The sequence below is a fragment of the Paenibacillus sp. E222 genome, assembly GCF_013401555.1.
Classification (GTDB): domain Bacteria; phylum Bacillota; class Bacilli; order Paenibacillales; family Paenibacillaceae; genus Paenibacillus.
Genome location: NZ_CP058552.1, coordinates 616,819 through 637,913 on the forward strand (window position 1 = coordinate 616,819; position 21,095 = coordinate 637,913).

General features: G+C 48.9%; 18 protein-coding genes. 9 read left to right on the forward strand and 9 right to left on the reverse strand.

Annotated features, from left to right (window positions below):
- Positions 1–144: 144 nt before the first annotated feature.
- The gene (locus HW560_RS02660; RefSeq protein WP_090904190.1) at positions 145–798 is read left to right on the forward strand and encodes a phosphatase PAP2 family protein; all 654 of its coding nucleotides are present in this window, start codon (positions 145–147) and stop codon (positions 796–798) included.
- On the opposite strand, the gene HW560_RS02665 is transcribed toward HW560_RS02660, so the two are convergent.
- From HW560_RS02665 to HW560_RS02685, 7 genes are all read right to left on the reverse strand, one after another.
- Positions 791–2,314, reverse strand: coding sequence for an HD domain-containing phosphohydrolase (locus HW560_RS02665; protein WP_179261928.1), 1,524 nt, complete (start codon positions 2,312–2,314; stop codon positions 791–793). The two genes, HW560_RS02660 and HW560_RS02665, sit on opposite strands and share 8 nt — an antisense overlap.
- A 241-nt stretch (positions 2,315–2,555) precedes the next feature.
- Positions 2,556–3,536, reverse strand: a complete 981-nt coding sequence (locus HW560_RS02670; protein WP_090904188.1) for an anti-sigma factor — start codon at positions 3,534–3,536, stop codon at positions 2,556–2,558.
- Positions 3,533–4,129: an RNA polymerase sigma factor gene (locus HW560_RS02675; RefSeq protein ID WP_090904187.1), complete on the reverse strand. Its 597-nt coding sequence runs from the start codon at positions 4,127–4,129 to the stop codon at positions 3,533–3,535. Before HW560_RS02675 ends, HW560_RS02670 begins: the two co-directional genes overlap by 4 nt.
- 575 nt (positions 4,130–4,704) lie before the next feature.
- Positions 4,705–5,010: a hypothetical protein gene (locus tag HW560_RS33645; protein ID WP_090904186.1), complete on the reverse strand. Its 306-nt coding sequence runs from the start codon at positions 5,008–5,010 to the stop codon at positions 4,705–4,707.
- Positions 5,011–5,174: 164 nt separating this feature from the next.
- Positions 5,175–5,279 (reverse strand): YjcZ family sporulation protein, encoded by a 105-nt coding sequence (locus tag HW560_RS33465; protein WP_212677023.1) that lies wholly within the window; start codon positions 5,277–5,279, stop codon positions 5,175–5,177.
- 44 nt (positions 5,280–5,323) lie between these two features.
- Positions 5,324–5,440: a YjcZ family sporulation protein gene (locus HW560_RS33470; RefSeq protein ID WP_208642743.1), complete on the reverse strand. Its 117-nt coding sequence runs from the start codon at positions 5,438–5,440 to the stop codon at positions 5,324–5,326.
- A 207-nt stretch (positions 5,441–5,647) separates the two neighbouring features.
- Complete coding sequence (locus HW560_RS02685) at positions 5,648–5,974, reverse strand: MTH1187 family thiamine-binding protein (RefSeq protein ID WP_024632187.1); 327 nt, start codon at positions 5,972–5,974, stop codon at positions 5,648–5,650.
- A gap of 762 nt (positions 5,975–6,736) precedes the next feature.
- Here HW560_RS02685 and HW560_RS02690 point away from each other — a divergent pair.
- The 4 genes from HW560_RS02690 (at position 6,737) to HW560_RS02705 (ending at position 12,510) form a co-directional block, all read left to right on the forward strand.
- Positions 6,737–9,070, forward strand: coding sequence for a ribonucleoside-diphosphate reductase subunit alpha (locus tag HW560_RS02690; protein WP_179261930.1), 2,334 nt, complete (start codon positions 6,737–6,739; stop codon positions 9,068–9,070).
- Positions 9,071–9,278: 208 nt separating this feature from the next.
- A complete protein-coding gene (locus HW560_RS02695) occupies positions 9,279–10,310 on the forward strand; it encodes a ribonucleotide-diphosphate reductase subunit beta (RefSeq protein WP_024632189.1) in 1,032 nt (343 codons plus the stop codon).
- A gap of 166 nt (positions 10,311–10,476) precedes the next feature.
- The gene (locus HW560_RS02700; protein ID WP_090904184.1) at positions 10,477–11,451 is read left to right on the forward strand and encodes an SMI1/KNR4 family protein; all 975 of its coding nucleotides are present in this window, start codon (positions 10,477–10,479) and stop codon (positions 11,449–11,451) included.
- 21 nt (positions 11,452–11,472) lie between these two features.
- Positions 11,473–12,510: a phosphotransferase family protein gene (locus HW560_RS02705; RefSeq protein ID WP_179261932.1), complete on the forward strand. Its 1,038-nt coding sequence runs from the start codon at positions 11,473–11,475 to the stop codon at positions 12,508–12,510.
- A 173-nt stretch (positions 12,511–12,683) separates the two neighbouring features.
- Here HW560_RS02705 and HW560_RS02710 read toward each other — a convergent pair whose 3' ends face one another.
- Entirely contained in the window at positions 12,684–14,495 is a 1,812-nt protein-coding gene (locus tag HW560_RS02710; protein WP_179261934.1) for a S9 family peptidase, read from the reverse strand.
- Positions 14,496–14,624: 129 nt separating this feature from the next.
- Positions 14,625–15,044, reverse strand: a complete 420-nt coding sequence (gene fosB / locus HW560_RS02715) for a metallothiol transferase FosB (protein ID WP_090904181.1) — start codon at positions 15,042–15,044, stop codon at positions 14,625–14,627.
- A gap of 168 nt (positions 15,045–15,212) precedes the next feature.
- On the opposite strand from fosB, the gene HW560_RS02720 reads away from it, so the two are divergent.
- The 4 genes from HW560_RS02720 to HW560_RS02735 all read left to right on the forward strand — a co-directional run bounded on the left by HW560_RS02720 (position 15,213) and on the right by HW560_RS02735 (position 21,034).
- Positions 15,213–16,112 (forward strand): glucose 1-dehydrogenase, encoded by a 900-nt coding sequence (locus HW560_RS02720; RefSeq protein WP_090904180.1) that lies wholly within the window; start codon positions 15,213–15,215, stop codon positions 16,110–16,112.
- Positions 16,113–16,316: 204 nt separating this feature from the next.
- Positions 16,317–17,927: a gamma-glutamyltransferase family protein gene (locus tag HW560_RS02725; protein ID WP_179261936.1), complete on the forward strand. Its 1,611-nt coding sequence runs from the start codon at positions 16,317–16,319 to the stop codon at positions 17,925–17,927.
- 419 nt (positions 17,928–18,346) lie between these two features.
- A complete protein-coding gene (locus HW560_RS02730) occupies positions 18,347–19,354 on the forward strand; it encodes a BMP family lipoprotein (protein WP_179261938.1) in 1,008 nt (335 codons plus the stop codon).
- A 27-nt stretch (positions 19,355–19,381) separates the two neighbouring features.
- The gene (locus tag HW560_RS02735; RefSeq protein WP_090904176.1) at positions 19,382–21,034 is read left to right on the forward strand and encodes a methyl-accepting chemotaxis protein; all 1,653 of its coding nucleotides are present in this window, start codon (positions 19,382–19,384) and stop codon (positions 21,032–21,034) included.
- Positions 21,035–21,095 lie beyond the last annotated feature (61 nt).

A 21,095-nucleotide genomic window follows, 5' to 3' on the forward strand; every position in this document is an offset into this window, starting at 1 on the left:
ATTGCTTCGTCGTCAAAAAAATGCACAAAAATACACAAATCAGGATTCAATTTGTGCGCCGAAAGTAGTAGAATATATTGTTGTTCGATTTTATTTGCTGTGATCCAGTTCCTTGCGGACCTGGATGAAAGGAGAAACGGTGTTGTGCACGTGTTAAAAAGCAAATCCTACTGGCTGTCGTTAAGCTTGATGCTTTCCTTGGCTGTCATGGGGATGTTCTATGATATTCTGAATAGTCCGGAACGTGGTTTCTATGTGCTGAATTCCCCGTTGGACCGGATCATCCCTTATGTACCATCTATGTCCATACCCTATCTGGGTTGGTATCCGTTTGTCTTCGGTGTGCTGGCTTATTTATGCGCCAAGGATCGGCTCACTTATTATCGCGTCCTGTTATCCATGAACATCTGTGTCTGGATCTGCTACCTGATCTACTTTAATTTTCAGACCATGGTGCCGCGTCCCGAGTTAACAGGTACAGGTCTCGGTGCATCTCTTCTTGGGTGGCTCTACAGCCAGGACCGTCCATATAATTGTTTTCCAAGTATTCATGCTCTTCATTCTTATCTGGTGATGCGTGCTGTTCTCTCCGTTCAGAGCATTCGCAAACAGGTTAAGGTGTTGGTTGCTGCCGGGGCAGCACTGATTATATTATCCACCTTGATGATTAAACAACATGTCATCTATGACGCCCTTGGTGCGGTCGTACTGGGTGAATGCATTTTCACAATTATCACCGGGCTCTCGCTGCACCGTCGTCGCAGAAAAGAATCGAAGTGGACAGAGGGGATCAGCTGACCCCTCGCTCCGACGATTTCTGGAGATGCTGTTGTCGTCTCCATTCATCAATAAACAAGCTTGCAAAATAGGGATCCCACTGGGTCCCTTTTCCTTGTTCCAAAATAGATAGCGCTTTCTCATGACTCATCCCATTCCGGTACGGACGATCAGACGTCATGGCATCAAAAGCATCAGCCACGGCAATGATACGGCCAAATAGCGGAATCTCTTCGCCTGCTATGCCATCCGGATACCCTTTGCCATCATATCTTTCGTGATGAGACCTTACACCCGGCAGAAAATCTGCCATCGCATCGATCGGTTCAATCTGTAACAAAATACTCTCTCCAAGAACGGGATGTGTGCGAATGATGGCAAATTCCTCATCGGTGAGTTTTCCATCTTTCAATAACACTTCGTCGGGTATGCCGATCTTCCCGATATCATGCAGCAGTGCTGATTTGTATAACAAATCTGCTTGCTCTTCGTTCATGCCGCTCAGCTTGCCAATCATAAGGGAATACTCTGCCACCCGCATGGAATGACCGGCCGTATATTTATCCCTTGCGTCCAATGCAGCCGCCAAGGTGGAAAAATAACTTTGCAGCAACTGTCGATTGCGCTCCTGTCTCATCTCAAGCCGATTAATCATCATATTGAATCCGGAGATGAGTGCAGAAAATTCATCCGCGTAGAGATCAGGCGTTCTTCTGCCGAGGTCTCCCTCTTGAATTCGGTTCATCTCCTCCGTCAGCTCCGCAACTGGACCGCGAACATCCCGAATCAGCAGCCAGCTTCCCACAAGGGCGAAGCCCCCGCCCAGCACAACGATAAGAATGGCCCACAGAGTATACTCTTTCGCAAACTCGCTATCCATATATTGAAGACGGATCGATGTAGCCAAGAAGAACAGAAATAATGGAAATAAACCGATCAGCGCCGTACTCAGCTGAAATTTACGCTGAATGGACACCAGAACACGTCCTCCGAGAGAGGGCTCCATACCATGCTGTTCTTTACCTCTGCGGCGAACTTCCAGCAGCAGCGGTCTCACGGTTCGAACCGTCAGAAAATATTCAATCAGGGCATGCATCACGGCAATCAATAAGGCACACGCAGCTGCAACGGCTACGTAGCCATAAGGAAACTCCAGCCATCCCGTGGAGATCATCCATAATGTCAATCCGGCAGCAGGCAGGGAAAAACCAAGCATATGCGGACCCAAAATACGATAAATCGTTTGTCCCGGAAACCGGTGAATCCTTTCATACATCTTCGTCAGTTCGGACTCTTCATGATGTTCGGCGGAAAAGAATTGCCGAATGGGGCCAAGTTGTGCCCAGAGCGTAATCAGTTCAGCAACAAGCATGAACAATAGTGAAATCAACACAATGAAAATGAGGCGTACAAATTGAATATTCGGTATTTGTAAGGTAGACACCATAACCACTGTACCTACCACAAAAACAGCCGCCATCGAACCGATAAGATAATTTCGTATCAGACGAAAGATAAATGAACGGTATACTTCCACCCCAACCCCTCACTCTCTAGGTGTAAACCAGTTCTCCCCATTGATGCCACAGAGGGAGATCAAGGGTACAGCCTCCTATTTGTTATCGGTCATTCGGACTTAAAAAATTAATTCATTTCACGGACGGGAAACCCCCATACTGGAATTAACTATGAATCGCTCATCTGCTTATATGTACGCGTACAACCATACAAAAAAGACTGCCTCCCGTAGGAAACAGCCTGATATGGCAAAACATTTCTTATCCTTTAATCTTGGCAGCCAGAATCATTGTACCACGCGGCTCATCACCCATCGCATCCGGTTCAAGTGTGATCGCGACCGTGTCGTAGTCATTGACAGAGTCTAACGTGTAGTATACTGCTCCCGTTCCATTATGGCTCAGGAAGGTCCCCGCATTCTGAGGTGTATCACCCTTGATCAGCCACACCTGGAACGCCTCTTTGCCTTCCAGCGTAGGCAGGTTCTCCGCCTGTACGACCAGGTGAGTGCCTTTGCTGTCAATAACGATAGTAGCCAGTCCTTGGGCCACAATGTCCTGTGTCGCAGGACTAAGCTTGACGGCTTCGCCTGTCTGCATTCCCTGTGCAGGCTGCAGGGATGAAGCAAGCTGCTCTTGCAGCTGCGCATTCTGCGCCTGCGCCTGAGCAAGCTGCTCTTCCACTGTTGATGAGCCCGCAGCTTGCTGCTTCAGCGAATCGACCTGGCCTTGCAGCTGCCCGGCGTAGATGCCGAGCACAAGCGCCGCTGCCGCGAGGGCTGCGCTCGCTATGCGCCAGGCGCGGCTGCTGCGCGCACGCGCGCGCCCTTGAGGCTGCCACGGCTGTGCCTGTGCAGCCTCTTCTGCCCGGGCTGCAGGCACCGCCGTCTCCGGCGGCAAGCCTTGCCCGGGCTGCGCCGCTTCATGCTGCGGCGCAAGATCCTCCTGAAGCACCGCGGGTGCTTCAGGCTGCGCAGGAGCAGCCGCCGGCTTCGCTTCGGCGCTCTCCTGCGCGTGTCCGAGCACGTTGCCCAGCACACGTGCTCGCATGCCAGGCGGCGGTGCAACAGGTTCCGCCGCGAGTGGCAGGAAGCCTGTTACTTCCTGCAATTCCCTCACCTCCTGGCGACAAGACTCACAATGGGCCAAATGCGCTTCAAATGCTGCCACTTCCTCCGCTTCGAGTCCTCCCAGCACATACACCGGTGCCAGATCAGACCATTCCTCATGTCGTTCTATCATGGATGTATGCCCTCCCTTCCCGCGTCCGGATGCATTTCAGCATCGGCGAGCAGCTTCTGAAGCTGCCGCATCGCAAGCCTGACACGGCTCTTTACTGTACCCAGCGGAATCCCGAATCTGCTGGATACCTCTTGTTGGGTTAAACCTGCATAATAGATCGATTCAATGACCTGTTGCTGGTCACCATTCAACTGGGACAGGGCTTCCTTGATTCGGACACCTTCCCACTTGCGCTCTATTTCTTCTTCTGTATTTGTATGTTCATCGGCATAGGCCGCCAGTGTTTCGTTCTCCACTGAGGTTGTAGCTGCGCTTTTGGATTTTCGCCTCAGCATGTCCACTGCAATGTTGCGCGTTATGGCGAACATCCACGTGGTCAGCTTCCCCTGTGAGGCCTCATATCGTTCAGCATTGTTCCAAACCCGCAGGAATAATTCCTGGACAGTCTCTTCTGCTGTCATTGGATCACCAACGATCCGATAAGCAAAAGAATACACCGCCCGCTCGTAGCGGTCATATAAAAGCTCCAGTGCAGAAGCATCTCGCTCTGCAATCTGCCGCATCAACCTGCTGTCCTCTATTGATTCAGTCATGCGAGGGCCCCTTTCCGTGTCATCCCTCTTATTATAACCTACGCAGAATCATTTGAAGAGGATTACCTTATTGAAGAAAAACCTGAAGTGTTTTCGCAATTGTTTTCAAAAAAAAGCTTCTACCTTCCTTTTTATTGCAAAAAATTACAGCCTGTGGTATACTATAAGAGTTGGTAATTAAACAACCTCATATGATTTTCTGTCTTCTTTAAACCCCGGAATATTTTCTTCATGCTGCGACCGCAGCGAATATGCACATTAACCTATGAAGATTGAAGAACCTGAATCACAATAACCCGGTAGTACAGAGTTTCACAAGATGTTCCCATTCACACTGGCGCGGTCATCGGAGCCGCAAGGACAAAAGAGAGGTAGGGCTTTTGTTGTTTTGGATGTCACTTATTCTTGAGAAGATTGAAAACATAAACAAAGCACCCGGAATTGGGTTCCGGGTGTTTTTCCATGTCCATTTTTAATAAATAGTGTCCAAACAGCCAAAAGGCACCGATACAATCTCGGTGCCTTTCAACGGAGTTGTATGGATCAACTCCCTAATACAGTTGCTGTTGCACAATTTAGATAAACATTGTTTTGGAGATAATAACCAACAGGATGAACAGTACGAGAATCGTACCCATCGATCCCCAGCTTCCCCCGCCGTGTCCATAGGAAGTTCCACAACCTTGGTGGTAACCGTGCAGCATTGGCGCATGATTGGGATGATGAGCGTATCCGTAGCCATAGCCCGCTGGCATTGTTCCACAACCATACCCGTACCCATGCATTTCATGACCTGTGTATCCATGCATGTGCTCATACCCTCCCACGTATCCGTATACGTGTCCCTGTCCGTTCGGTGAATTCGGTTTTACTTCGCTCATTGTTCATTCCTCCTTAACATTTGCCTACACCCCTAAGCTATGTATTATGCCTACCTCTGGACCGGGCTATGGCCCTACTTTGACAAAATAGGCGTTTTCACTATGGATATAGGCTTGTCCTTAAACCAAAAAAAACCCCACCGGTTAAGGCGGAGTTCAACACATTATACCCAGAAAGATTTAGTGATAATGACAAGGAGAATGAACAGAACCAAGATTGCACCAGTCGATGTCCAGCCGCCGTATCCTACGCCTCCAACTTCGCTCATGGGGAACCCTCCTTTACTAAAGTATTAGGGTCCAGATACTCTTATTAGATCAGGAATGCTTTAGAGATGATGACCAACAGGATGAAGAGTACCAAAATGGCGCCAGTCGATGTCCATGCTCCGCCAACACCGTAACCTACTCCTCCAACTACTCCACTCATTGAAAACCCTCCTTTGATTTGAGGTACAGTTCACTATATGCAAAAATCACACGCTAGATCGGGCTCTGGTTAAATTTGGGCAGATCACTATGAAGGAAAGCAAAATGCCTTTTCCGCTGTTCCCATTGAATGCAAAAAACTGCAAGCCTCAGACAGAGACTTGCAGTACATTGTATAAAGCCATTTTCCGTACGCTGCTGACTTCCGTTAGTTCGGCCGTGCCTGACGGGATGCCAGTTTCTCCTGAACCGATTGCAGCTTCTGCACACTGGAGGCATCCGGTTTGTCACGACGATCGTCAATCTTGACGGAGGTGGAGACACGCTGAGCTCCCGATAGAAACGGAGCTTCATGCAGAGCCGCAATGGCTGTAAATACTTCATTGAGCGGGCCTTCGATAATGGTACTCATGGAGGTCAACTGATATGTAATGCCCCGCTGGTTTTCCAATACTTTCTGCATGTCTGCCACATAACTGCTCAAGCTGGTTGTCCCGGTGCCAATTGGAATTACGGTCACTTCTGCTATTGCCATTTCGCTCCGCCTCCCTTGGGCCCCGCAAGTTACCGGTGCCGCTCATTTTTAGTCGATTTTTGCCTGTTTTTATTCTACCAGTTGAAGGAGGCATAATTCAAACTGACGTGATAACGTCATCTGATTTGACCAAAAATTTTTTTTGATAAATCTTCAAATCTTCCAGTCCTTTTCCTTTGCGGAATCCCAGCTTAAATGGTATACTCGGAATTACGTTTCACTGTGTTGACCCTGTTTACAAACACTATATGTTGGGTTACAGTTAGAGAACAGCAACAAAATGTAGTAAAATTGAATTACCCCACTTCTATTAGTCATCTTCTGAAATCTCGCGAAAAACAGGATGAAATCACCTCCAAAGGCACGTCCCTGTAGGTGTAAATCGTTTTCTCGAAACAGACTTGACTCGGAGGTCAACGGGGCTATTTGGACTGCACCGGTATCCTCTATTTACAGGCGTGTCTGCTTATAGACAAAAGATTACATAAGCACCCTTTTCTGTCTCTTTATGAACCTTTAAAGACAGCAAGGAACTCAGAACATCCATGGGCATTTTCAGCCAATAGGCAGAGAGAATGCTTTTTATGTGACCATGTTCTGTGTGCTGCTCCTATGTGCAAGATAAGGCAAGACTCGCGATCACCGCCGTTCAGTCCGCAATATGCAGCTATTTTCTTTATCTCACCGTAAGAAGACACTCAATTCTTTATATAAAGAATTTCTCCAATTTATCTCTTAAACATGCGAAAGCGAGGAATATTCATGCCACAAGTTGTGACCAAGCCGAACAACCGCCAGCTTGCCTTTGATGATATGCGCATCTCGGTATATGCAGATCGTATTCTGGAAGGACTGGACATGCTCGACAAGGAACGTCTGGTACGCGGGGTAAACAGCAAGCTCCGTCGTGACGAAGTGACCGGAGACGAGATCAGCAACGCTTTTATGATGAGCGCGCTGGAACTGGTAACGAAGGAAGAGCCTAACTGGAAATTTGCAGCGGCACGCTCCCTGCTTACTTCCCTTTACAAGAAAGCGGCAACCAACCGCAGATACAAATCTTACCCAGAAGAGCCTTACGGTGCTTTCCACCCGCTTCTAGTGGATCTTGTGAAGAAAGGCATCTACCGCGAAGAACTGCTGGAATGTTACACCAAAGAGCAGATCGACGAACTTGCTGAATGCATCGACTACCGAAACGATCTGTTGTTCGACTACATCGGCTTGCTCACACTGGCAGAACGTTACCTGGCTCATGATTTTGACGGAAAAGTCATGGAGCTGCCTCAAGAGCGTTACATGGTTATCGCGATGTACCTGATGCATCAGGAGCCTGCTGAGAGACGTATGGATCTCGTTAAAGAAGCTTACTGGGCAATGAGCAACATGTACATGACGGCAGCTACACCTACAATGTCCAATGCGGGCAAAAAGGTGGCTGGACAACTCTCCAGCTGTTTCATTGATACCGTGGATGATTCCCTTGAGGGCATCTTCGATTCCAACACAGATGTAGCACGTCTCAGCAAAATGGGCGGCGGCATCGGCGTTTACCTCGGTAAAGTCAGAGCTCGCGGTTCGGACATCCGTGGTCACAAAAACACAAGTTCTGGCGTAATCCCTTGGATTCGTCAACTGAATAATACTGCGGTCAGCGTAGACCAGCTCGGAACACGTAAAGGTGCGATCGCCGTTTATCTGGACGTTTTCCACAAAGACATTCTGGCCTTCCTTGATCTGAAGCTGAACAATGGTGACGAGCGGATGCGTGCGCATGACGTATTCCACGGCATCTGCCTGCCTGACCTGTTCATGGAGCGAGTAGCGAGCCGCGGCGAATGGAGTCTGTTCTGCCCGCATGAAACGAAAAAAGTGATGGGCTGGAAAGACGAGAACGGTCGTCCACTCGGACTGGAAGATTTCTATGATGAGTCCGTAGGCGAAGGCGCGTTCCGTGAGAAATATGAAGAAGCGGTCAACCACCCGCTGTTGTCCCGGATCACGGTTCAGGCGATTGACATCATGAAACGTGTTATGAAATCCCAACTGGAAACCGGTACGCCTTACATGTTCTACCGGGATACGGTTAACCGTGCGAACCCGAACAGTGCACACGGCATGGTGTACTCTTCCAACCTTTGTACGGAAATCATGCAGAACCAATCTGCAACTGTTGTTGAAAAGGAAGAACTCGTAACCAAAGATGGACAAACCCGCATCGTGATTTCCAAAGTGCCGGGCGACTTCGTAGTCTGCAACCTGAACTCCATTCACTTGGCACGTGCTGTACCTCATGATGTATTGGAGCGTCTGATACCGATTCAGGTTCGTATGCTGGACAACGTAATCGACATTAACAACATTGAAGTACTGCAAGCCCAATACACCAACAGTCAATACCGTGCGGTTGGTCTGGGAACATTCGGACTCCATCACCTACTTGCTCTTGAAGGCATTCGTTGGGAATCGGAAGAAGCAGTCACTTATAACGATAACTTGTATGAAAAAATTAACTATTTGCTCGTAAAAGCCAGCATGGAGCTGTCCAAGGAAAAAGGACATTATCCGAAATTCCAAGGTTCCGATTGGCAAACGGGTAAATACTTCGACCAACGGGATTACACGACTGGTGAACGCGTAGGTCAATTCGTTACAACTGAACAATGGAAAGAACTGCAAGCACAAGTACAGCAAAACGGTGTACGTAACGCCTGGCTGTTCGCTATTGCACCAAATGGTTCAACATCCATCATTGCCGGTTCAACAGCCAGCATTGATCCGCTTTACGAACTGTTGTCTTATGAAGAGAAAACGACATATAAGATTGCCAACCCGGCACCTGACCTGTCCGAAAAAACGATCTGGTACTACAAAACAGCGTTCATGGTGGATCAACATGCTTCCATCAATATGGCTGCCGCCCGTCAGCGTCACGTCGATCAGGGACAAAGTTTCAACTTGTATGTTCGTCCAGATATCAAAGCAACGGAATTCCTGGAACTGCATCTGCACGCCTGGAGAGCCGGCATTAAATCAACTTATTATGTCCGCAGTCGGGCATTGACTATTGAAGAATGCGATTCTTGCGCAAGCTAATGTTTATCGTGATGCTGAAAGCTCACTAGATCTACGATGACCACCAGGGCATCCTGTTTTGATTGCAAAATGGCGTTGCCCTGGTACTTTTTTGCCCAAAACACGATCACAACATCACGAGATGTTGATATAGATGCCACAACACAGCCCCTAATATATAAGTTGAAATAATATTACAGTGTAAATTCATTCAAGGAGTGAACGGATTATGCAATTGCAGAAAATTTTCAATACCGAAGCGCCTAACCAGTCTACCCGTATCATTGAAGGGGAATGCTCAGGCATTCTGAACTGGAACGATATTCGTATGCCTCATATGTACAAACTATATAAAGTACTGCTGCTCAACCACTGGATCGCGGATGAAATTCCAATGTCCAAGGATGCTTCCCAATTTGCCCAATTGGACCCGGAAGAACAGCGTACATTCAAAGTCAATATCTCCCTGCTCGCTGTATTGGACTCCATGCAAACAATGTTTGTAGGTGACGTGAAACGTTATTTCACGGATTCCTCACTGGAAGCGATCTCGGCAATCATCGGACAACAGGAAGTTGTACACAACCAATCGTACTCTTACGTTCTGTCCTCCATCGTATCCGATCGGGAGCAAAAGGAAATTTTTGAATACTGGAAACATGATCCGGTGCTGCTTGACCGTAACCGGTTCATCGCGGACATCTACCAAACCTTCCGGGATAACCCGTCTCCACAGACGTTCTTCCAGGCTATGGTAGCCGATCTGGTACTTGAAGGTATTTTCTTCTATAGTACATTTGCCTTCTTCTACAACCTGGCCCGTGACCAGAAGATGATGGCAACCAGCCAAATGATCTCTTATATTCAGCGTGACGAGAACCAACACTGCTACTTCTTCGCTGAAGTGTACAAACAGCTGTTGGTAGACTTCCCTGAACTGAACACACCAGAGAACATGGACTATGTGTACAAAACGATTAACCGTGCCGTTGAACTCGAAACCAACTGGGCGCACTACACACTCAGCAATGTACGCGGAATTGACCTGAATGAGTTGGAAGACTACATCAAGTACATCGCTAACAAACGTCTGCGTCTGATGGGTATGGAAAAAGCTTATGAAGGCGTGGATGTGAACTGCATGCCTTGGATCAAACCATTCTCCGACGAAGCGCTGAATGCGACGAAAACAGACTTCTTCGAAGCCAAATCCCGTAACTACGGCAAAGTCGGCGACGATAACGGATTTGACGATCTGTAAACCCAGCTAATTGCATTCTTCAATCATTCATAATTATTACATTAAAGCACTCCTTGTTAGTAGAAAGCCATCGTGGTTGTCTACAAGCAGGAGTGTTTTTTTATCTCTGAACCTTGTAAAATAGTTGGAAGAGATTCTCATCCCCTACTGAAATGAGGCCTACGTAATGCAAAGTGAACTGTTGGAACAACTCCAATCGTGGCATGAGCAGGATGAATTTGGACGTATCATTGAACGTATTGAAGCTATACCGGAAACGGAACGAGACTATAATCTCATCGGCCAGCTCGCCAGAGCTTATAATAATACAGGGCGTTATCGCGAAGCTGTCGAGCAATTGCTTTCTGTTCATCAACAAGGGGCATCTGACCCGCTCTGGCAATATCGCTTGGGTTACGCGTACTGTTATATCGCCAACTATGAACAAGCACTTTTGGCTTTTGAGAGAGCGGACGAACTCATGCCGCACGATGAATCTACCTTGGAATTCCTTCGTCAGATTCGTCCCGAAGCGGACAAGATGCGTCGAGATCGCCAGCGTCATGAAGAGGAGCTTGCCGCATTCAAGCAGAGCGGTATACAGAACCATCTAAGAGCCGCTTCAGGGACTTATGATCCTGCAACGTTCTGGGTACAGAGCGATTATGCGCAGGACAATCATGTATCAGACCCATTTGACGAAGAAGAAATTGTGTCTATTGAGCAAGAACTAGGTTACAAGCTGCCCGCATCCTATATTCAACTGATGAATACGCAGAACGGCGGTATACCTGCGCTCACTGTATTTCCCACCAAAGAAGCAACTTCATGGGCTGAGGATCACATCGCCATTTCAAGCCTTATGGGAATCGGACACGATAAAATATACGCACTCGCTGGTGAGCTGGGAAGTCGGTTCATGATCGAAGATTGGGGATACCCCGATCTGGGGATTGTGATCTGTGATTGTCCATCCGCTGGTCATGATGTCGTTATGCTGGATTATCGCTTCTGTGGTCCTGAAGGTGAACCCTGTGTAGTTCATGTGGATCAGGAAAATGATTATGAGATTACATATCTTGCGCCGAATTTTGAAGCTTTCATCCGTGGATTGGTCGATGAGGATACGTATGACCTGTCTGACGAAGAGAATGAGGACTAAAATCCAGGAGGGTCCGACCATATGACAACCCGTATATATTTTGGTTCCAATCAACTTGGCGAAGTGGCCGCAGTTTCATTGCAGGATGCGCTGAATGAGCTTGACCTGGGAACCCTTGAAGATTATCGACGAACGGATAAAGGGGTTATGGGTCAGACCCTGCTCATTCGCTCTTCCCGTGGAGAGTATGTTCTGAAAGGCAATCCTTTATATGCAGGACAGTTACAGGAAGAAAAGTTCTTTGTAGAACAACTGGCGAAACATACGTCCATTCCTGTCCCTGATCCATATTTATTACATGAAGATACTCATCTGCTAGGCTGGAGTTATGCGATAATGCCGCGCCTGCCCGGGAATCACCTGTATGATCCAACTTTCCAGGCTTCACTGTCACAGCAAGATCAGGAAGAGATCGCCTGTATGTTTGCCCATACTTTGGCTGAACTGCACCGCTGGAAGGTGCCTGATGCCGGGGAGTATGACCCTGTAGCGAAGCAGATTGTTTCCTTTGCGGGCGATTATCTGGACTGGTTGTACGGAACCATTCGTCACTGGTTACATGATGCTGAACAGTATTCGGTGATTACGGATGAAGATGTGCAGTGGGTGGACGAGCAATTCAAGAATGCTGAACCGGCATTTCGTTCCAAAGCTGTTCCGGGATTTGTCATGGGAGACTTCAAGGTCGAGAATATTCTGATTCAAAATCTGGACGGCCCTTCTTCAGGGTGGCAGATTAGTGGTCTGTTCGATTTTACAACCTCCTATTTCGGAGACGGCACAGCCGACTTAACCAAAATATCCACCAGGTATGTTCGTGAGGGTCAACCAGAACTGGCCGCACAGTTCCTTCGCTGCTACCGGGATCTGGTCCGTACAGCAGATGAAGAGAAAAACCAACACTTCCGTGCACGCCTCAGCGTGCATCTGCTGTATCAACGTATCTTATGGTGGGGTGAAGCCAAAGCGACAGGACAAGTGACGTGGGCAGCTGACCTTCCTTTTGCACAATGGGCGGAGCAGTCCATCGATTCGATTCTCGCATTGCTGGATGAGTAGATTTGGACAGGTCGCTTAATGGATAACAGCCCTCCAAACTAAGGTATGTATCGTTCCATATATGTCGCCCAACATGCGGGAGCACGCATGAAACCGCCAAAGATCAAGGATGATCTCTGGCGGTTTTCGTCATACCAATATATATTTCGATCAAAGACGAAACCTCGCTCACCTTAAGCCTGTGTGACGGGTGACTCCTGATGTTTCTGCAAAAACTCCAGCATCCGCCGATAAACGAGAATCTCATTCGTTTTCCTGGAGAAGCCATGGCCTTCATCATCCAGAACGATGTATTCCACGTCTACCCCTTTCCCCTGCAACGCGGCCACGATCTGATCGGATTCCGCCTTGACGACCCTTGGATCATTGGCCCCTTGAATGACCAGCATCGGGTTCACCATCTGGTCGAGATACGTAATTGGTGAGTCCTTCGTTAAACGTTCGCGGTCACGGACCGGATCACCCAGCCAGTTGTCCATCATCGGTTTCCAGTCTTCCGGCACGGATTCCAGGAAGGTGAACAGGTTACTAGGTCCAAAAATATCGACCGCAGCGCGGAATAATTCCGGATGACGCCCTGCCAGCAGCAAGGTCATATACCCGCCGTAACTGCCTCCCACCACAAACAGGCGATCCGGTGATGAGATACCCTCGTCAAAGAGCCAGTTTATACCGGCAACACAGTCCAGCCTTGGGCCCTCGCCCCAATCTCTCTCGACCATTTTGCCAAACTCGGCGCCATATCCAGTGCTCCCTCGGAAGTTCGGAGCAAAAATATGATAACCCTGAGCCAGCATCATTTGGAACATCGGACGGAAGAATTTCGCTTCCGATGCCTGTGGCCCCCCATGCGGCCAAAATACTGTGTAACCATTCGCCTGCTCCGGCTTCGCGTTGAAAAAAAGCGCTTCGATCTCCAGTCCGTCATAGGAGTTATATCGAATGACATCCGGGTAGACGAGATCGCTCGGATCAAGCCCTGTTACCCGATTCGCAGTCAACGGTTCCCAGGACTCACTACCTGCCATCAACCGATAGATATTATGCGGCTGGATAGCTCCACGCCCCAAGATATACACATTGCCGGCCTTGGTAACCGTCACATCTTCCACCGTATCCAGTGGCATGTCCATACGCCGAGGCTGCTCCGAACCTTTGTCCAGCGCGTACATCCGATTCTCGGGACCTGTAAACGTCCAGAAGTATAACGTCTCTGAATCCTTGTGCCAGCGGATGATATCCACGTCTTCTCCCTCCACTTTGCACAGAGGACGAAATTCATGAGTATCCAGCCGGTATTCGGCCACATAGGTGTACGGTTCATTATCATTTGTAATCATCAGAAGCCGATTATTGTCTGCAAATAAGACATACGAGACCTGACTCTGCCGCTCGGAGACTGGAATAATGGATTCTGACTGACCGTTCCGATACACGTATGCTGTCTGGTAGGTATTGGAGTATACATTCAAGATCACATAGGCCTGTTCATCCGAACTCACAGTAACCAGATTGCTTGTGACCTCTTCCCCCTGATGCAGCAGCTCATCCTCTCCCGTTTCCAGGTTAATCCGGCGTGAATTGAGATAGTTCGGGTTATCCCTACTTGTCATATAATAAAGACGCTGTCCATCCTCGGACAGATGGGAGAAATAACAACGATCATTGGGCTCTGCCGGAACGACAGGAAATGGGACCCCGCCTTCCGGTTGAAGTGCATACAGATGATAATTCTCATCCCCGTCCCGATCAAACGCCGTGAGAATATGACGTCCTTCTGGGTCTGGTTTGATAAACTGGCTGCTCTGATTCAAATATGTCAAAGGATACGGGTAGCCACCCGGCAGATCCATCGCCCAGATATTGGGCTGGCCATTCAGATTGCTGTCAAAAAACAAACGTTTCTCATCGGCCGATACGGCAAAATGGGAAATCCGATACGTCTGGAAATACTGTTCTACATCCGGTTTGGGAAACTGAATCATGACAAACCTCCTTAAGTATGAACTAAGTATCAAACGGTGGTAAATTAAGGGTATATTTGTCCATATTATATGTACATCCATTGTTTGTACAATAGATATGGCACATTTTTTTCCATTTTAACTCATTGATTACGTATAAAAGGTCATATGGGGTTTGTCTTCCCTGTAATATTCCAGCCTTTGCTTCATATTTCCGGTATGTAGCTCGAACAGATGTCCATCGGGATCGGTAAAATACACAGATAATGCATCCTTAGGGTCACGTGGTCTTCCGCGAAGAATGTGAGCCCCGGCTGCTCGCAGCTGCTGCACAGATTCGTCGAATTCCTCTTCTTTTACGGTAAAGGCAATATGTGTATACGTTCGTTCCGTATAGTTGCGAATGACGTCTTCCTGATTCAATGCGATCCACAGTCCGGCAAGTTCGAAATATGCCAGCTTCCGGCCTTTCACCTGAATACGGGCACCGAGAGCCTGCTCATAAAAGGTAATGGACCGCTCCAGATTGGATACGGAAAAGCACAGATGATTAATCCCCTGAATATTCATTTGGCTCCTGACACCTCCACATTTTAATGAACTGCTGCAATAACTACACCCTTATTATGGTATATTTTGCGCCAAAAACAAATGCCCTTCTTGCTCCTGCCGCACCTTCTTCTGGGCGAATGCATAGTTTAGACGTATGAACGAACGTGCGAGGAGGATGTAAACCGAATGAATCCTGTCTATCCTTTTTACGGTGAGAAAACGGTGTGCAAGCCACAAAAGTTGGCTTTCCCGCCCCAGCATCAGGACCTGCAGCCAGGTCTGGAAACCCTGATGGTGCCTGAACCGATCAGCGAAGATCCTGCTTATATTGGCAGCTGCAAGCTGGAAGGCAAGGTTGCGATTATAACCGGTGGTGACAGTGGAATCGGCAGAGCAGCAGCTATTGCTTTTGCCAAGGAAGGTGCAGATATCACCATCGCTTATTTATATGAACGGACCGACGCCGAAAGGACACGTGAACGCATTGAAGAGCTGGGACAACGGTGTCTGTTAATCGAGATTGATCTGCGGTTGAAGAAAAACTGCGAGGCTGTCATCCGTACGACCATGGAAACCTTCGGAAAGATCGATGTCCTTGTTAACAATCATGGCGTGCAGTACGTACAGCCGAGCATTGTCGATATTACGGAAGAACAGCTGTACCATACGTTCCAAACGAATGTGTTTGCCTATTTCTTTCTTATTCAGGCGGCTCTCCCGCATCTGTGCAAAGGAGCATCCATCATCAATACAGCTTCCATTACGGCCTATAAAGGTGAAGTGCAGCTGATCGATTACTCATCCAGCAAAGGGGCTGTCGTCTCCCTGACTCGTGTACTCGCCAAATCGCTCGCATCGGAAGGAATCCGGGTGAATTGCGTGGCTCCGGGACCCATCTGGACACCACTCATTCCATCCAGCTTCTCCGCTGAAGATGTACAGGTATTTGGAACCGAGACGCCGATGGGCCGGGCAGGCCAACCTTATGAACTTGCGGCTGCCTACGTCTATCTTGCATCTCGCGACTCCTCCTATGTCACTGGTGAGTGCATTCATGTCAATGGCGGCGACATGGTAACAACCTAGTCATCTGGAGAACACCTCAAATCTTTGAAAAAAATATAATTGCACTGATATGAATTCAACTGTATCATCCCCGTTCACGAGCCATGTCAGGTTGGATTTCGCGTTGGCAGCAGGAGAACACGTCATCTGTTCCGAAGAGGGTTAGGAGTAAATGATCCGGCGAGCCGGAACCTGACATCTTGCGACAAGGAGCTGAACAACCTGATGAACTACGATCCACTCTACCAACCGTATCCGTCTTACCGTGTGCCCGTTTATGCCAAACAAGGTATGGTCGCCACTTCACAGCCGTTGGCTGCACAAGCCGGTCTGGACGTGTTAAAAAAGGGCGGCAACGCCATTGATGCCGCGATCGCCACCGCTGCTGCGCTCACCGTGCTGGAGCCAACGTCCAATGGCATTGGGGGCGATGCCTTTGCCCTCGTCTGGACCGAGGGCAAGCTGCATGGCCTGAATGCCAGCGGGCCTGCGCCTCAGAGTATATCGATTGAGGCGCTCAAGGCGGCAGGCTATTCGGAGATGCCGAAGCTTGGGGTCATCCCGGTGACGGTGCCTGGCGCACCGGCTGGTTGGGCTGAGCTGAGCCGCCGATTCGGGCGGCTCACGCTGGCGGAAGCGCTGGAACCGGCTGTCCGCTACGCGGAAGAAGGTTACCCGCTTGCGCCGGGGCTGGCCCGCCATTGGGCACGGGCAGCCGACATCTATGCACGCCAAGGCGATGCGGAAGCCGGGCGGGCGTGGTTTGAGACGTTTGCCCCAGGCGGGCGTGTTCCCGCCGTGGGCGAGATGTGGCGTTCGCCGGATCATGCGGCAACACTGCGCCGGATTGGCGAGAGCGAGTCGCGAGACTTCTATGAAGGTGAACTCGCGGAGCGTATTCACTCTTTTATGGCAGAACACGGAGGTTACCTCACCAAAGAAGATCTGGCTGCATTTCAGCCTGAATGGGTTGATCCGATCTCGGTCTCCTATCGCGGATATGACGTGTGGGAGATCCCACCGAACGGTCAGGGGCTGATTGCTCTGGCAGCGCTCAATCTGCTAAAGGGCTTTGATTTTGAAGAAAAGGAATCCGTCCTGGCATACCACAGGCAGCTGGAAGCCATGAAGCTGGCGTTTGCCGATGGGGAGAAATACATTACCGAGGAACGCAAGATGGGCGTAACCGTGCAGGAATTATTATCCGAAGCGTATGCAGACGAACGGCGCAAACTCATTGGTGATATGGCACTTCCACCTGAAGCAGGCGATCCAAAGGCAAGCGGAACGGTGTATCTTGCAACGGCAGATGGTAAGGGCAACATGGTTTCCTTCATCCAGAGCAATTATATGGGCTTCGGCTCCGGACTAGTTGTGCCAGGCACAGGCATTGCCCTGCAAAACCGGGGACATAATTTCTCACTTGATCCCGATCACGCCAACGCGCTAGCGCCGGGCAAACGGACATATCATACGATCATCCCGGGCTTTCTGACACGCGGCGAGGAAGCGATCGGACCATTCGGGGTCATGGGCGGTTTCATGCAGCCCCAGGGTCATGTGCAGATCGTCATGAATACGGTGGACTTCCACCTCAACCCACAGGCTGCGCTCGATTCTCCGCGCTGGCAGTGGACCAAAGGCAAAACGATCCTGGTTGAGCCCGGATTCCCTCAGCATATTGCACAGGCACTTGCCCGCAAAGGGCATGATATACAAGTCGCCCTCGATCCGTCGATGTTTGGTCGCGGCCAGATCATCTGGCGCAACCCGGACGACAGCGTATTGTGCGGCGGTACGGAAAGCCGGGCCGATGGCTCGGTAGCAGCGTGGTAATAGGCTGCAAGTGCAGCTGAATGAGAGCGGGAACGTAACGCTCAGGCGTATTGCATATGCTAAGGGGAACAGGGAAAACCGTTCATATATATGAATTTTTTGATTCATGATATGTAGTCATTCATCATTCGTTTGGTTTCAGGAAAGAGGCAAGGAAGAGATCTGATCGGTCTCTTCTTTGCTTTTTTTATCTTTTTTCCCCGTTGACCAGCAAGACGTATTACAGGTTCTGTATAGAATTCATGTCTCTTCAAATGTAAATCCCATGTATAATTCATAGTTTTCATTTTATTTTCATAGATTTTCCGTAAATTTTCATCCTTCCCATTACAGAGACTCTGCTCCCGTCCGATATACATATAGAGGAATTGCTCACCTCACACGTCATCTCCATCTTATAGAAAAGAGGGCATACGCACATGAAAACACAAGGGAAAATCAAATTCTGGTTCACCATGATGATGGTTCTGGTTATTATGGTCCTGGGAGCATGCTCGGCAACCGATAAGGTGTCCCCCGCAGATCAGCGAACCAAAGTCGGAATCGTTCTTACAGATGTCGGCCTGGGTGATCATTCCTTCAGTGACGCATCTTTTGAAGGATTGGTACAGGCAAGAAACGAGAACAGTATTGTGTTTGATTACAAGGAACCGGGAAAGGATCTGACATCCGAGGCAGCCTTTGAGCAATTTGCGAAGGATAAGGTTGATCTGATTATTGGTCTAAGCGACACGATAAAAGCCGATTTGGAGAAGGTTGCTCAAAAATATCCCGATCAGCGTTTTCTCATCATTGACGGGCATTCCGATCTCCCCAATGTGACCTCCATGTCCTTCAAAGCAGAAGAAGGCAGCTATCTTGCAGGTATCATTGCTGGCTTTGCAACAAATGAAGACCATGTAGGCTTCTTGGGTGGAATGGATATTCCGGTGCTTCACGATTTCCAGCAAGGTTTTGAGCAAGGTGTAAAGGCCGCTAATCCCGATGCCGCAGTGCATGTCATGTACGCCGGGGATTTCGGCAATCCTGATCTTGGAGGTAAGCTCGCAGCACAGATGATTCAAGAACAACGAGTTGACGTGATTTATGTTGCTGCCGGACTTACCGGTATAGGCTCACTTTCAGAGATTCAGCGATTGGGTAAATACGCCATTGGCGTGGACCAGGATCAGTTCTTTTTAGCAGAAAAAGCAGTACTCACTTCCATGCTCAAAAATGTAGATGTCTCTCTTCATAACGCCATTAATACGTTCATTCAGAACCAGCATTCATTTCCCGAAAAAGAAATGTTCTATGGTCTGGCAGAAAACGGCGTAGGTTTAACCGCCCTACATAACATCACACTCACGGACGAACAACAGCAAACATTCGAAGATTTGAAAGCACAGATCGCTTCCGGCAAAACCAAAATTACCCTAGATCAATAAACCAATTGCTAATATGGAGGCACGCTTATGAAATTGCAGGGAAAGCTGATATTGAACGCCATCGTATCGTTACTGTTATGCCTTTTGCTAGTAGCCTATATCATCATTCAATTGCTAAACATGAATGCCAAAAATCAAAATCTGGTGCCTGCCATGCTGAAGGTCACGGAGCTGAACGCTAACCAGATACAGACCGAACAGGCGCTCGATGTGTACTCGTTCTCCATGACAGCTGGCAATCAGGATAATGTAGCACGCTTGCTGAATGAAGGTAAAACCATGGTAAAGCAGCTCACAGAAGGTTTGTTGGAAACGGATGAACAGCTTCGCCTGATCCAATCGATCCAAACCAAATTGACGGCTCTTGACACGGGCGCCACCGAAGCCATCACAGCCATGAACAGTTCGGACGCCAAACGTTTCAGCTCACGGGTCAAAGGCATACAAAATGATATCTATATGCTGGATGAGGTGACCCGGGATCGATATGACCAATACACAGTAGATCTTGAACAAGACATCCAGCGAACCTGGCAGATTGCTCTCGTCGGAGCCATCGTCCTGCTGGTCGCTGTCCTGCTGTTCAACATGTACACTTCACGACAATTGGCGGGGCGCATTCGCACCTTGAAGGAAGCTGCAGGACAGATTGCAAACGGCAATCTTACGCAGCAGCTTACGGAGACACGTGGCAAAGATGAACTGGATGACTTAAACCGCTCCTTCCGTCTTATGACGGGGAACATACGCGGTATCATTCAATCCATTGGTGCCGCAGGAAACCGTGTTGATGGGATGGCGCAGGACATTGACCGCGGCAATGATACCGTGCAGGCCATTGTTCAGCAAGTATCTAGAACAACCGAAGAACTGTCGATTGGCAGTCAGAAAATTGCTGAGGATCTAAGTGACACGGTCATGGTCGTGGACAAGATGCAGCATATGTTTGAAAGCAATCTACAGGCGACTTCACAATCGGCCATCTATGGTAACGAAGTTTTGAGTTCCGTTCAGGAGGGACATATTGCCGTACAGGAACAGCTTCGACTGGCTGAAGTAAACCGGATTGCCATGTCTGAGGTAGAGAAGACTGTCCAGGAACTGGAGGAGAGCGCCTCCCGGATCGCAACGATGACCGGCTATGTATCAAGCATTGCTACACAGACAACCCTTCTGTCTCTGAACGCTTCCATCGAAGCGGCACGTGCTGGTGAAGCGGGACGCGGTTTTGCTGTCGTCGCGGGGGAAGTGAAGAAACTGGCTGAGCAATCTGAGCAATCGGTACAGCATATCTTTGCGGCTGTCGGCGAAATCACAGCAGCTATGGGCAAAGTGAAAAACTCTGTGACACAGAGCATCCAGCTCTTTGCAGAACAGGAGCAGGCCACCGGAAAAACCGGCGAATCCTTCTCCGGAATTCGTCACAGTGTAGAGCGGATCAGCACAAGTATTAATCAGCTTACGGAAGACATGCAGCAGTCCAGTGAACTTAGCGCACAGGTTCAGCAGGCGATTGAAAATATAAGTGCCATAACGGAACAATCGGCTGCAAGCAGTGAGGAAATTACAGCTTCAACGGCCGAGCAGCAACGTTCGTTCGCCGAAGCAAGCACTAAGGTGAAAACCCTGCGGGATATCAGTGCAGAGATGCATCAGGAGCTTTTACGGTTCCGGTTGTAGTGGAGTCAGGATGAAAGAAAGAAAGAAAGAAGAGAAGCGATTGTACCGAAGGCTGGAAGAG